At 56.6% G+C, this 12,357-nt stretch carries 16 protein-coding genes and 1 other RNA gene; 4 read left to right on the top strand and 13 right to left on the bottom strand.

The annotated features are described in order from the left end of the window. Positions 1–9: 9 nt before the first annotated feature. From diaA to ABEH87_RS11890, 3 genes are read right to left on the bottom strand one after another with little or no spacing between them, the layout of a single operon-like run. On the bottom strand, positions 10–600 hold the full coding sequence (diaA, locus tag ABEH87_RS11900; RefSeq protein ID WP_346576582.1) for a DnaA initiator-associating protein DiaA: 591 nt from the start codon (positions 598–600) through the stop codon (positions 10–12). A gap of 38 nt (positions 601–638) precedes the next feature. Continuing rightward, the gene (locus ABEH87_RS11895; protein ID WP_346576581.1) at positions 639–1,031 is read right to left on the bottom strand and encodes a YraN family protein; all 393 of its coding nucleotides are present in this window, start codon (positions 1,029–1,031) and stop codon (positions 639–641) included. Then, positions 989–3,010: a penicillin-binding protein activator gene (locus ABEH87_RS11890; protein ID WP_346576580.1), complete on the bottom strand. Its 2,022-nt coding sequence runs from the start codon at positions 3,008–3,010 to the stop codon at positions 989–991. The genes ABEH87_RS11895 and ABEH87_RS11890 overlap by 43 nt, the downstream gene beginning before the upstream one ends. A gap of 62 nt (positions 3,011–3,072) precedes the next feature. Between ABEH87_RS11890 and rsmI the strand changes: the two genes are divergently transcribed. The 3 genes from rsmI (at position 3,073) to ABEH87_RS11875 (ending at position 5,657) form a co-directional block, all read left to right on the top strand. Continuing rightward, positions 3,073–3,936 carry a 16S rRNA (cytidine(1402)-2'-O)-methyltransferase gene (gene rsmI, locus ABEH87_RS11885; RefSeq protein ID WP_346576579.1) on the top strand — a complete coding sequence of 288 codons (864 nt, stop codon included), beginning with the start codon at positions 3,073–3,075 and terminating at the stop codon, positions 3,934–3,936. Positions 3,937–3,968: 32 nt separating this feature from the next. Beyond that, positions 3,969–4,348, top strand: an RNA gene (rnpB, locus tag ABEH87_RS11880) — RNase P RNA component class A. 187 nt (positions 4,349–4,535) lie between these two features. Next, a complete protein-coding gene (locus ABEH87_RS11875) occupies positions 4,536–5,657 on the top strand; it encodes a cupin domain-containing protein (protein ID WP_346576578.1) in 1,122 nt (373 codons plus the stop codon). 4 nt (positions 5,658–5,661) lie between these two features. Here the strand turns inward: ABEH87_RS11875 and ABEH87_RS11870 are convergent, their stop codons facing one another. Then, entirely contained in the window at positions 5,662–6,366 is a 705-nt protein-coding gene (locus ABEH87_RS11870; protein ID WP_346576577.1) for a pirin family protein, read from the bottom strand. A gap of 126 nt (positions 6,367–6,492) precedes the next feature. Here ABEH87_RS11870 and ABEH87_RS11865 point away from each other — a divergent pair, with 126 nt between their 5' ends. After that, a complete protein-coding gene (locus tag ABEH87_RS11865) occupies positions 6,493–7,395 on the top strand; it encodes a LysR family transcriptional regulator (RefSeq protein ID WP_346576576.1) in 903 nt (300 codons plus the stop codon). 22 nt (positions 7,396–7,417) lie between these two features. Here the strand turns inward: ABEH87_RS11865 and ABEH87_RS11860 are convergent, their stop codons facing one another. The 9 genes from ABEH87_RS11860 to ABEH87_RS11820 form a co-directional block, all read right to left on the bottom strand. Beyond that, entirely contained in the window at positions 7,418–7,552 is a 135-nt protein-coding gene (locus ABEH87_RS11860; protein WP_346576575.1) for a hypothetical protein, read from the bottom strand. A gap of 140 nt (positions 7,553–7,692) precedes the next feature. After that, positions 7,693–8,679 (bottom strand): glutathione S-transferase family protein, encoded by a 987-nt coding sequence (locus tag ABEH87_RS11855; protein WP_346576574.1) that lies wholly within the window; start codon positions 8,677–8,679, stop codon positions 7,693–7,695. Positions 8,680–8,756: 77 nt separating this feature from the next. Further along, a complete protein-coding gene (locus ABEH87_RS11850; RefSeq protein ID WP_346576573.1) occupies positions 8,757–9,146 on the bottom strand; it encodes a DoxX family protein in 390 nt (129 codons plus the stop codon). 224 nt (positions 9,147–9,370) lie between these two features. Further along, the gene (locus ABEH87_RS11845) at positions 9,371–9,652 is read right to left on the bottom strand and encodes a YqjK-like family protein (RefSeq protein ID WP_346576572.1); all 282 of its coding nucleotides are present in this window, start codon (positions 9,650–9,652) and stop codon (positions 9,371–9,373) included. After that, on the bottom strand, positions 9,653–10,045 hold the full coding sequence (locus ABEH87_RS11840; protein WP_346576571.1) for a phage holin family protein: 393 nt from the start codon (positions 10,043–10,045) through the stop codon (positions 9,653–9,655). A gap of 1 nt (position 10,046) precedes the next feature. Next, entirely contained in the window at positions 10,047–10,352 is a 306-nt protein-coding gene (locus ABEH87_RS11835; RefSeq protein ID WP_346576570.1) for a YqjD family protein, read from the bottom strand. A gap of 45 nt (positions 10,353–10,397) precedes the next feature. Beyond that, a complete protein-coding gene (locus ABEH87_RS11830; protein ID WP_346576569.1) occupies positions 10,398–10,769 on the bottom strand; it encodes a DUF1090 domain-containing protein in 372 nt (123 codons plus the stop codon). Positions 10,770–11,161: 392 nt separating this feature from the next. Then, a complete protein-coding gene (mzrA, locus tag ABEH87_RS11825; RefSeq protein WP_346576698.1) occupies positions 11,162–11,551 on the bottom strand; it encodes an EnvZ/OmpR regulon moderator MzrA in 390 nt (129 codons plus the stop codon). Next, a complete protein-coding gene (locus ABEH87_RS11820) occupies positions 11,551–12,225 on the bottom strand; it encodes a DedA family protein (protein ID WP_346576568.1) in 675 nt (224 codons plus the stop codon). Before ABEH87_RS11820 ends, mzrA begins: the two co-directional genes overlap by 1 nt. Positions 12,226–12,357: the final 132 nt, after the last annotated feature.

Raw genomic sequence — 12,357 nt, 5'->3', positions numbered from 1 at the left:
TAAGCTCCTTTAAATATCCTGGTGGGGAAACAAAGTGTTATCTATTAAATCGCACAGACAATTCACGGTTAACATATGCATTTCCTGAATTCTCGCGCTGCGATGTGAAGGAATACGAATCTCCACATCCTGCGGGCCCAGCAGCCCGGCCAGTTCACCGCCGTCGTATCCGGTCAGCGCAATAATCGTCATATCACGCGTCACCGCAGCTTCTACCGCTTTGACAATATCACGGCTGTTGCCACGGGTTGATATCGCCAGCAAAATATCACCGGTATGCCCTAATGCCCGCACCTGCTTGGCGTAAATCTCTTCATGCAGGCGGTCATTGCCGATGGCGGTAAGCAGCACATTGTCCGCGCTGAGCGCAATGGCTGGCAGGCTTGGGCGCTCGGTTTCAAAACGGTTAATCATGCTGGCAGCAAAATGCTGGGCATTGGCACTGGAGGTTCCGTTGCCACAGCTCAGGATTTTGTTGCCATTAAGCAGCGACTGAACCATGGTCATCGCCGCCCGTGATATCGCGTCCGGTAGCGCTTCTGCCGCCGCGATCTGTGTTTGAATACTTTCGGTAAAACAGACTTTAATTCTTTCCAGCACGACATTCACCTGGTGAGTTTAGCCTTTAAAACAGGCTCTTATTCTGCTGTAAAAGCATTGGGTAACCATTCCACCTGTTCGCCGGTGATCGCTACCACATCAAAACGGCAGTCAGCCGTGTCAAAACTTTGCCCACGGCTGCTCAGCCACAGCGCCGCTGCACGCAACAGCTTCTGCTGCTTACTGCGGGTGACGCTGGCGGCGGCGCCCCCGAAACGGGCATCCCGTCGGTAGCGCACCTCAACAAACACCCAGACCTGCCTGTCGCGCATAATCAGGTCGATTTCACCTGTACGATAGCGCACGTTGGCGGCAACGAAGCGCAGACCTGAGGTTTGCAGCAGCTGGCGCGCCTGACGTTCACGCTTCGCCCCCTGCTGCTGTCGGCTCAGGATGCCGGAACGATCTGCCCCTGACGATACTGACTCCACACTAACTTCCTGTTAATTACGCAGTCCTGGGTGGCGCTCAGATTACCGGTATCCCCTTTGATCTGGAAACCAGGCAGAGAGCGCATCTCGTTAAAGTGGTTTGCCAGCGTCCAGGCATCAATGCCCATGGCATACAGGCGAACCAGTGAATAATCATTGTTAAACGACTTCGCCGCCTGCTGCATCAGCGCCGGATTCGCGCCGGACAGCAGCGGAATATCGCTGAACTGTAAGCCATCCAGCTCCAGACGGAAGTCCGGGCCGGCACCGGCCTGGTAGCTGCGCGAGCTGGCATACAGACCCACGTTATCACGGCTGCTGACGCGCATGGCGATCATTGGCTTAATTAGCGACAGCTCATCCTGTGTGGCGACAATATACACCGAATCAACGCTGCCGGTGCTGCTGCTGACCTGGGCGTCGGTCACCGGGGCCGGAATGGTCAGGCCGCCGATGGTGACACCCGCAGACGCCGCCGCAGGCTGTACATTGATCGGCGTACCGCTCAGACGAATACCGGCTCCGCTGTTAATACCCTGCTTCAACTCCGCTTTCGAACCAAACTGCTGCTGCAGTACGGTATTGCCGCCCAGCTTTTGCCACTCGGCCGCGAAGGCCTTGTTCACGCGGTCACCGAGTGAGGAACGCGGCACCAGCAGCAGCGGGGTGCGTTTGCCCTGGTCCCACATATGATGCGCGGCATCACGCGCTTCGTCTTCAGGAGAAAGCGCAAAATAGCAAAGATTCGGACGGTTCTGGACATTTTCAGGTTCATTCAGGGCGAGAACGTTGAGCGGTGACTGGCTGTTAGCCAGCTGTTCAACGTGGCTTTTCAGCAGCGGGCCGACAACCAGCGTTGCGCCGTCATTTTTCGCCTGGGCGAGGATCTGATCAATTGGCTGGGTGCTGGTGTCATAAACCTGCACCTGAGTACCGCTGGACGGCGCGGCCGTCTCCACGCTGTTCGCCGGGACAGACTGGGGCTGCACGTCATCTGGCTGGGCTGCCGCTGCATCCGGGGTCGCGGAGGGGCTGACCACGGCGTCCGGGCTTGCCTGGGCTGCCTGCGGTGCCTGCACCGGGGCAGGGGCCGCTGGCGCGCTGCCCTGAGCCAGTACGCCGTTCTTCGCGTCGTTGAAACCCTTCTGAATGGCGTTAGCAAAGACCTGTGCCTGACCGCTCAGAGGCAGCAGCAGGGCAATTTTCCCCGTAGAGGCAGGCTGGAAATTCTGCACCTGCGACAGCGCGGTCGGCAGCATCTTAGCGGCCGGGTTGTAAGGGTAACGCGTCTGCCAGTCGCTGATGCCCGCTTTCAGCATATCCGGGTCGCTGGCATTCGCGCGGTAGACGCCCAGCAGATCTAACCAGCCCTGCAACACATTTTCATTGGCGTTGATGGTCAGATTGTTCATCTGGTCCGGGGTCATCTGCGTCAGCGTCTGCCAGGTGGCATCAATATTTTTTTGCTTATCGGCCGGGTTGGTCAGCAGCGGTTCCTGAGCAATCCAGGCGCGCAGGACATCCAGCGACGGGCGACCCTCGCTGGTGGCAATCTGCAGCTGGAAGTAACGCACCTGCTGCTCCTGCGACAGGGCGCTGGTATCAATCTGTTTCAACTGGCTGGCTGCATCCGGCAGCTTCTGCTGCGCCACATTCAACTGCGCCAGCAGCAGCAGCTGTTCCTGGCGACGGGTGGCGTTCAGATCCTGCGGCAGCTGTGAGAGCCGATCGCTGGCCTGAGGCACCTTTCCTTCGTTGAGCAATGCTCTGATTGCGAGTAATTGCCAGTCAACCTTGTTATCATCTGCACTTTGCTGCATCTGCTGCAGATAATAGTCAGAGGTGCCTGTTGCGGCGCCCTGGACATTCACCGCAGGCGTTTGTGGAGTCTGACCGGTACAACCGGCAAAAATCAGGGCGGCCAGCAGAAGCGGTACGGTGCGTAGCGCTTTGCGCTGAACTACTTTCGAAGGAAGCATACTGTATCCAGTGATGTTTTTTTCAAGATGCTCAATATTAAATCGGCAATTCGGATCAAACAATGAAACAACACGATCGGGCAGATATTTCTGCCAGCACGCTCTATATCGTTCCAACACCGATTGGTAACCTGGGCGATATCACCCAGCGGGCACTCGTGGTGCTTGCGAGCGTCGATCTGATCGCTGCGGAAGATACACGTCATACCGGGCTGTTGCTACAACATTTCGCCATCAATGCGCGCCTCTTCGCATTGCATGATCATAATGAACAGCAGAAAGCGGAGGTGTTGCTGGCGAAGCTGCGCGAAGGTCAAAGCATAGCCTTAGTTTCCGATGCTGGCACGCCGCTAATCAACGATCCCGGCTATCATCTGGTGCGTCTCTGCCGTGAGGCGGGCATCCGCGTGGTGCCGCTGCCGGGAGCCTGTGCCGCGATTACCGCCCTCAGTGCCGCCGGGCTGCCGTCCGATCGTTTCTGCTACGAGGGTTTTTTGCCTGCCAAAAGCAAAGGCCGCTGCGACACCCTGCGTGAACTGGAGCAGGAACCGCGCACCATTATCTTCTATGAATCCACCCACCGCCTGCTCGACAGCCTGCAGGACATGGTCACGGTGCTCGGTCCTGAGCGTTATGTGGTACTGGCGCGTGAAATCACCAAAACCTGGGAGTCGATTCACGGTGCGCCGGTGGGGGAGCTGCTGGCCTGGGTGCAGGAAGAAGACAACCGCCGTAAAGGTGAGATGGTGCTGATTGTTGAGGGCTATCACGCGGAAGAAGAGGCGCTGCCGCCGGAAGCGCTGCGCACGCTGGCGCTGTTGCAGGCCGAGCTGCCGCTGAAGAAAGCTGCGGCGCTGACGGCGGAGATCCACGGGGTGAAAAAAAATGCGCTGTATAAGTACGCGCTTGAGCAGCAGGGTGAGTGACATCCAGATGAAAACCCTATACACTGCGCGCCGAAGCTGACCAGACAGTCGCCGCTTTGTTGCCGTCCTCCTTCGGGGGAGACAGACAGAGGGGAGGAAAGTCCGGGCTCCATAGGGCAGGGTGCCAGGTAACGCCTGGGGGGCGCAAGCCCACGACTAGTGCAACAGAGAGCAAACCGCCGATGGCCCACGCAAGTGGGATCAGGTAAGGGTGAAAGGGTGCGGTAAGAGCGCACCGCGCGGCTGGCAACAGTTCGTGGCACGGTAAACTCCACCCGGAGCAAGGCCAAATAGGGGTTCACCAGGTACGGCCCGTACTGAACCCGGGTAGGCTGCTTGAGCCAGTGAGCGATTGCTGGCCTAGATGAATGACTGTCCACGACAGAACCCGGCTTACCGGTCAGCTTCGAACTCATTCAATAGAACGGCCCACACAGCAAAAACTGTGTGGGCCGTTTTGTTATGTTGCCTGAAGGCAGGATGAATGACTGTCCACGACACTTTTCATGATACCGCCCCACCCTTGATGCATGACAAAGCCGCCCGGTGACCCGCCTCTTTATAATCAGGGCCGTTTGTCTTCTCACTGGTGCGAACCCATGGCTTATCAACTCAATCTTAACTGGCCCGAATTTTTAGAAAAATACTGGCAAAAACACCCTGTCGTTTTAAAAAATGCGCTGCCGGACTTCATCGACCCTATTACGCCGGATGAGCTGGCAGGGCTGGCGATGGAGCCGGAGGTAGACAGCCGCCTTGTCAGCCACCACAACGGCCAGTGGCAGGCCAGCAACGGGCCCTTTGAACATTTTGACGACCTGGGGGAAACCGGCTGGTCGCTGCTGGCACAGGCGGTTAACCACTGGCACGCGCCCTCCGCCGAACTGGTACGCCCGTTCCGCGCGCTGCCGGACTGGCGTCTGGACGATCTGATGATCTCCTATTCCGTCCCCGGCGGCGGTGTCGGCCCGCATATCGATCAGTACGATGTCTTCATTATCCAGGGGATGGGCCGCCGCCGCTGGCGCGTGGGCGATAAGCTCCCGCTGAAGCAGTTTTGTCCGCATCCCGCGCTGCTGCATGTGGAACCTTTCACGCCGATCGTCGATCAGGAGCTGGCGCCTGGGGATATTCTCTATATCCCGCCGGGATTCCCGCACGATGGCTTCACCTTTGAAAGCGCGCTCAACTACTCTGTCGGCTTCCGTGGACCCAACGGCCGCGATCTTATCAGCAGCTTTGCCGACTACGCGCTGGAAAACGATCTCGGTGGTGAGCACTACAGCGATGCGGATTTAACCTGCCGGGAACACCCGGGGCGGGTGGAAGAATATGAGTTGGATCGCCTGCGCACGATGATGATCGACGTCATCAGCCAGCCGGAAGATTTTAAGCAGTGGTTCGGGCGTTTCGCCACCACGCCACGCCACGAGCTGGATATTGCTCCCGCAGAGCCGCCTTATACAGCCGGTGAGGTGGCCGAAGCCCTGACGGGTGGGGAAGTGCTGACCCGGCTGAGCGGGTTGCGGATGCTGCAGGTTGGCGACAGTTTCTTTATCAACAGCGAACGGCTGGACACGGTCGATGCCAGCGCCGCTGAGGTACTCTGTCGTTACACCCTTATCGGGAAAAACCAGCTGGGCGCGGCGCTGCACAACCCGGCTTTTGTCGCGGAGCTAACCGCGCTGATCAATCAGGGTTACTGGTTCTTCGACGACTGACCGGCTACACCGGCAAATCAATGACCAGCGCGCGCAGCGGGGTATCCGCCGTCAGCGTCACGCTCTCTTCCTCGCGCAGGAAGGCCCCGTCGCCGCAGGTCAGGGCCTCCTGCTGCTGCGAATGGGTCGCCGCCTTCAGCGAGCCGTGGATCGACTGTAAGTAAGCGCGCGAGCCGTGCAGAGGCAGGCTGAAACTTTCACCCGGCGCCAGCACCACCTGATGCACCCAGACCTGCTGACGCAGTTGCAGACTGCCGTCGCTGCCGTCCGGAGAGGCGAGCAGCGTGTGACGCTGACAGTCGGATACCGGCATACGCTGCACCGCGCTGTTTTCCCGCTGCGGGCAGGCATCCAGCCAGAGCTGCATACGCGTCAGGCTGCTCTCTTTACTCATGTTATGCTCGGAATAGCTGACGCCCGCCTGCGTCGCCAGCAGCAACGCTTCTCCGGCATGCGCCGTGACGTGGTGACCTTCGCTGTCGCGATACTCCGCCACGCCCTTCAAAATCAGGTTCAGTACATCGACCTTGGGATAGGTTCTGGGCTGGAATGAAGCCCCCGGTGCCAGCACCTCCTGATTCAGCACGCGCAATGACGCGTAGCCCAGCAGTTCAGGATCAAAATAGTGACCAAAGGAGAAGGTATAGCGCGCCTGCAGCCAGCCATAATCGGCTTTGCCACACTGCTCTGCGGTTCGACTGGTAATCATACTTTCCTCCTTATCGGCCGGACTTCTCCCGACCGTTTATTATCCTGATATGGTAAGTTTCTGGACGCCGGATTGTTAGCCAGTTAATCTGCTGGCAATATTCAAATTTCCTGACAGAGAATTACTATGGCTAAAGATCGCGCTCTGACGCTGGAAGCGCTGCGGGTAATGGATGCTATCGATCGTCGCGGAAGCTTTGCCGCCGCAGCGGATGAGTTAGGCAGAGTGCCCTCCGCTCTGAGTTATACAATGCAGAAGCTGGAAGAAGAGTTGGATGTCGTGCTGTTTGACCGTTCCGGCCACCGCACCAAATTCACTAACGTCGGCCGGATGCTGCTGGAGCGTGGGCGAGTGCTGCTGGAAGCGGCTGATAAGCTGACCACCGACGCGGAAGCGCTGGCGCGCGGGTGGGAAACGCACCTGACGATTGCCACTGAAGCGCTGGTATCCACCGAGCTGCTGTTCCCGCTGGTTGAAAAGCTGGCAGATAAAGCCAACACTCAGGTCTCGCTGATGACGGAAGTGCTGGCCGGGGCCTGGGAGCGTCTGGAACAGGGGCGCGCGGATATTGTCATTGCCCCGGATCTGCATTTCCGCGCTTCGTCGGAAATTAATACCCGCAAGCTCTACACGCTGATGAGCGTCTATGTGGCCAGCCCGGAGCATCCTATCCATCAGGAGCCGGAGCCGCTGTCGGAAACCACGCGTGTGAAGTATCGCGGTATTGCCGTTGCCGATACCGCGCGTGAACGGCCGGTTCTGACGGTGACCCTGCTCGACAAACAGCAGCGCCTGACGGTCAGTACCATTGAGGATAAGCACCGTGCTCTGCTGGCGGGTCTGGGGATCGGAACGATGCCTTATTCAATGGTCGAGAAGGATATCACCGAGGGAAGACTGCGCGTTGTCAGCCCGGAATACACCAGGGAGGTGGACATTATCATGGCCTGGCGGCGCGACAGTATGGGGGAGGCTAAAGCCTGGTGCCTGCGGGAGATCCCTAAACTGCTGGCAAAACGCCAGAGCTAACCCCCGCAGCATCAGCAACAGGCTACTGAACGCTGTTCATTTCCTGAGAATGTTCAATGCTGTTGAAGGTTGAAAAAGTCTGATAGTAGTAATGGCCGACAAAAGCCACATAGCAGAGCAGAACGACGGCAAGGCAGATAGCGATAGGTTTGATCATGGCTCCATTCCCGTATTGATTTCGTTTTAGGTGTTTACGTCAGTAAAGATACGTAAGCGCCAGAGGGGGGAATTTGTGCCAGATCAAGAAAGGGTGAAGAACATGCCGGGCGGCAGGAAAATCGCCCGGAATGCTTAGCGCTATCCGAAGTGGCGATCGCGCCCGTGCGGTTCATCCCAGTCATAAGCGGGGCCGAGAGAGATCACGCCGCTGGGATTGATGGTCTTATGGCTACAGTAGTAGTGATGGCGAATATGGTCGAGGTTGACCGTAGAAGCCAGACCCGGTGTCTGCCAGAGATCGCGCAGAAAACCGTTCAGGTTCAGATAGTCACTGATGCGGTGACGATCGCACTTGAAGTGGGTCACATAGACCGGATCGAAGCGTACCAGCGTGGTCCACAGACGGATGTCTGCTTCCGTCATCCGTTCTCCCGCCAGATAGCGATGCTGTCCCAGCAGGGTCTCCAGGCGGTCCAGGGAGGTGAACAGCGCGTTCACCGCCTCATCATAAGCGGGCTGGCTGGTGGCAAAGCCTGACTTATACACGCCGTTATTCACCGTATCGTAGATCCAGCCGTTCAGCTCATCGATCTCCGCGTGCAAATCCTGCGGGTAGTAATCCCCGGCCCGCGCGCCCACGCCGTCAAAGGCGCTGTTCAGCATACGAATAATATCGGCAGACTCATTACTGACGATAGTGTGCTGCTGTTTGTCCCACAGTACCGGAACCGTCACGCGGCCGGTGTAGTGCGGGTCTGCATGCAGATAGAGTTGGTAAAGATATTCGTTCTGATACAGGCTGTCGCCGGTAGCAGCAGGGAAATCTTCATCAAAGGTCCAGCCGTTTTCCAGCATCAGCGGGTGGACTACCGATACGGAGATCAGATCTTCCAGCCCTTTTAGCTGGCGCATAATCAGCGTGCGGTGTGCCCACGGACAGGCGAGAGAAACATACAGATGGTAACGGTCAGCCTCAGCGCGAAAACCGGCTTTGCCGCTCAGACCCGCTTCGCCATCGGCGGTCACCCAGTTGCGAAAAGCAGACTCAGAACGTTTAAAACGGCCGCCTGTGGCTTTGGTGTCATACCACTGATCGTGCCAGACGCCTTCAATCAGTTGTCCCATAATGCTTCTCCTTTGCTTAAAGTAAAAAGGGGCGAGGATATGATCCCCGCCCCCTCACTGGTATCAGTATAGAAGAGTTACCACTTCTTACCCAGCAGGCGGTCAATGCTCAGTGCGCCCGGTCCAGTAATGGCCAGCAGCAGGAAACCACCGGCAATGCTGATGTTTTTCAGGAACATGGTTGAACCATCTACAGCAAAGTTACTGTGCGCCAGAATGGCGGTCAGCACGGTAAAGATAGCGGTAATCAGTGCGGTAGTACGGGTCAGGAAGCCGAACATAATGGCCAGACCGCCGCCGAACTCCAGCAGCACGGTCAGGGGGACGAAGAGCGCCGGAATGCCCATTGAAGCCATAAACTGCTGGGTGCCTTCATAGTTGGTCAACTTACCCCATCCGGCAACAACAAAAAGAACGGCCATCAGGATACGTGCCAGAACAATACCGGTATCTTCTAATTTTTTCATGATTTACCCCTAACAAGAATGAGTGGTCGGGCAAGCGGCCGGACCGGATTTTACTCAGGCCTGACGCGTGTTATCCGCTCAGTGCCGTTCGTTGCTGGAGATAATAGTCGGGGAAGGAAAGGATTGTAAGCGAGATAATCTGTCGCACTTATTCAAGAAAACTGGGGAAGTGACTGGCACAAAAGAACGGCCATACCAGAGGTATGGCCGTACAGGGCAGGAGATCAGCGGCGCGGCAGGTAGTTACGCACCATACGCCAGGTGCTCCATGCACCCAGACCACGGCGGGCCCAGCGGCTGAGGAAACGCGGATTACGGACAGACCAGATAGCCATCACTCCGCTACCGACGGCCAGCCAGCGCTTCGCGCTCAACAGCGTCAGCCAGCCGTGATCGTAGCGTGCCGTACTGTCTAACCAGGCTTTACGCCCGGCGCTTAAATCCAGCCGCTGCTGCTGGATTTCGCGTAACAGTTCGGCTTTACGTGCATCGCGTTCGCGGCTCATTCAGTCATCCTCCAGCAGCTTGCGGTCTTCCGACAGCTCCTTGCGGGTGGCGCTGAGAAGCGTTGAGCGGCGCGATTTAGCCAGTGTCCACAGTCCGAAGATCAGCGCCAGTCCGAAAAGCACACCGGTGGTAATGGCGATAGCCATCAGCCGGTATTGTGCATCGACCGCCCAGACGATCATCACCATCAGGCTCATCAAACCAAAGGCAGTAAACAGCATGGTCAGGCCAACCATCATCAGCATCTGAATCAGATTGGCTTTTTCAGCTTCCAGCTCCACCACCGCCAGGCGCACACGTGTCTCCACCATGCCAACGAGGGTGGTAACAATACGCTGCCCGATATTTATGACCCCTTTGCCGGGGCCGTGGCCTTGCTGATGGTCTGCCATATTAACGACGGGTCAGCAGCACGCCCAGGACTACGCCAACTGCGGCGCCAATACCTACGCTGGTCCACGGATTATCGCGCACATACACATCGGTACGTTCTGCTGCTTCGCGAGTGGTCTGAGCGATACGGTCGCCAGAATCTCCCAGGCGGGCACGGGTATCTTTCAGTGCGCTCTGGGCTTTGCTGCGCAGTTTATCCAGCTCGGATTTCGACTTCTCACCGGAGGTGGTTAACACTTCTTCCAGCGTATCCGCCAGGTTTTTCAGTTCGGCGCGCAGATGCTCTGATGTAGTATCTTTAGACATTGAAAACTCCTTAAATTTAGTTTTAATGACGTTGGCAGTCTGACCTTAATAAGGCGCAGCCTGCACTTCCTTCAGCTCATGTTGGGCTTCAGCCAGTTTCTTTTCGCGTTTTGCAATCTTTTCGCGGTCGTCGCCTTCCGCTTTTTCCTGCTTCAGTTCCTGTTCACGCTCGGCCACTTTTTTCTCGTGCTGCTTAATTTTTTCCTGATGAGCCTGTTTCAGCGCGGCATCGCTACAGCTGGCGCGGGTTTCCGTTAATGCCCGCTCCAGCCCGTTCACGCGACGTTGATTGTCGTGCTGGCGTGCCATATCGATTTCGTGCTGAATAGACTGCTCTTTCTGCCGGCAGAGGGTATCTGCCTGAGCAAAGGTTGCCAGGGTAAGCAGGCTGACGCCCAGAATAATGTGATATTTCATCGTGATTGTGACCTTCCTTTGCGAGATATCAGAAATAAAGATATCGTTGTCCTGAAACAGGGGGACCGCGTTTTAGTGCTTATGAAGCATAGACAGAAAATCGCAAAACCTCAAAAACAGAGAGCATTCTTATGGGGTAGCCCCTGAGGTGTCTAAGAAATTTTCCATCGTTAAACGTCCGATAACATTCGATTGTAGGGCCCGGCCTTCTGTTCCGGTCGGGCCGACCGCAAAAAAAGGTCGACCCTTATGTAATCCCCGATACGATCCTATTGTAGGGCCCGACCTTCTGTTCCGGTCGGGCCGGGATGATTGTCCCGCGATAACATTCCAGTCGATTTTTGTGGCGATACCTCAGGGGTTGCCCCCATGCCCGTGAAAGGGGGCGGTAATCAGCCAACGGACTGTGGGCGCAGGCTGATGCGATTGATCCAACTGCCGGAAGCATGGTTATCCTGGCGCGCAATATCAAACCCGTAGGGCAGCAGCTTGCGCAGCACTTTCTCGGCGGCGTCGCTCTGTTCCACTGAGTCAAATCTGATAACCAGTGCATTCTGTTCCGGGGTGATGCTTTTAATCTGAATCCCCTGGGCATTCAGATTCTGATAGACATAAAAGCCATCCGGCAGGCTGATCCCCTGGCGCGATGCCCGGATCTGCAACGCGTTTTCACTGCGAAACAGCGTGGGTATCAGCACCGCAGCCAGCAGGGCGAGGGCGATCATCGACATCAGCGGCAGCAGCCGCAGTACCCGCGTCGGTAGTTTCCTAAAAGCTAACATCATGAGTTTCCTTTCTCACTGGTTGATTGTTTCTTGCGCCACAGAACGTACAGCGACCCGCACAGACCAAATACCAGTAAAAACAGTGGCAATAGCATCAGGCAGAACATCAGCTGGTCTTCATATTTGAGGAATATCGGCGTTTTGCCGAGCGCGTATCCCATCACCGTTAAAATCAGCACCCAGAGCAGAGCGCTCATCCAGTTAAAGAACTGAAAACGCGCGTTACTCAGACCGGAAAGCCCGGCGATAGTGGGCAGCAGCGTACGGACAAAGGCGATAAAACGGCCCACCAGCAGCGCTGATAGCCCGTGACGGTGAAACATCTGATGAGCACGCTGATGATACTGTGCGGGTAAGTGGGACAGCCATTTCTGCACCGTGGCGGTATTTCCCAGCCATCGTCCCTGGATATAGCTGACCCAGCAGCCGAGGCTGGCAGCGGTGGTCAGCACGCAAACCGTCAGGGCGAAATTCATCGTACCTTTAGCGATTAACACGCCAACCAGAATCAGCAGGCTGTCTCCGGGCAAAAAGGCCGCCGGAAGCAGACCGTTTTCCAGAAACAAAATCATAAACAGAACAAAATAGATCGCCCATACCAGCGTCGGGTCAGAGAGGGTGGCATAATCCTGTTGCCAGAGTGCGTGCACCAGAGACTTAAAAATATCCATTAGTAATCCTGAACGTCGTAGTTGGCTCGTTTCATGATGATTTGCACACTTAATTCATCGTTATATCGGTGCTAATTGCCAGAAAACGGGCGGCGGAACAGCATGGCTGGTGAATATGTCCACTCATTTCTA

Source organism: Erwinia sp. Eh17-17, from assembly GCF_039675725.1.
GTDB lineage: Bacteria > Pseudomonadota > Gammaproteobacteria > Enterobacterales > Enterobacteriaceae > Erwinia.
The sequence above is the reverse complement of the archived record's forward strand: the minus strand, read 5'-3'. Positions and strand labels throughout refer to the sequence as shown.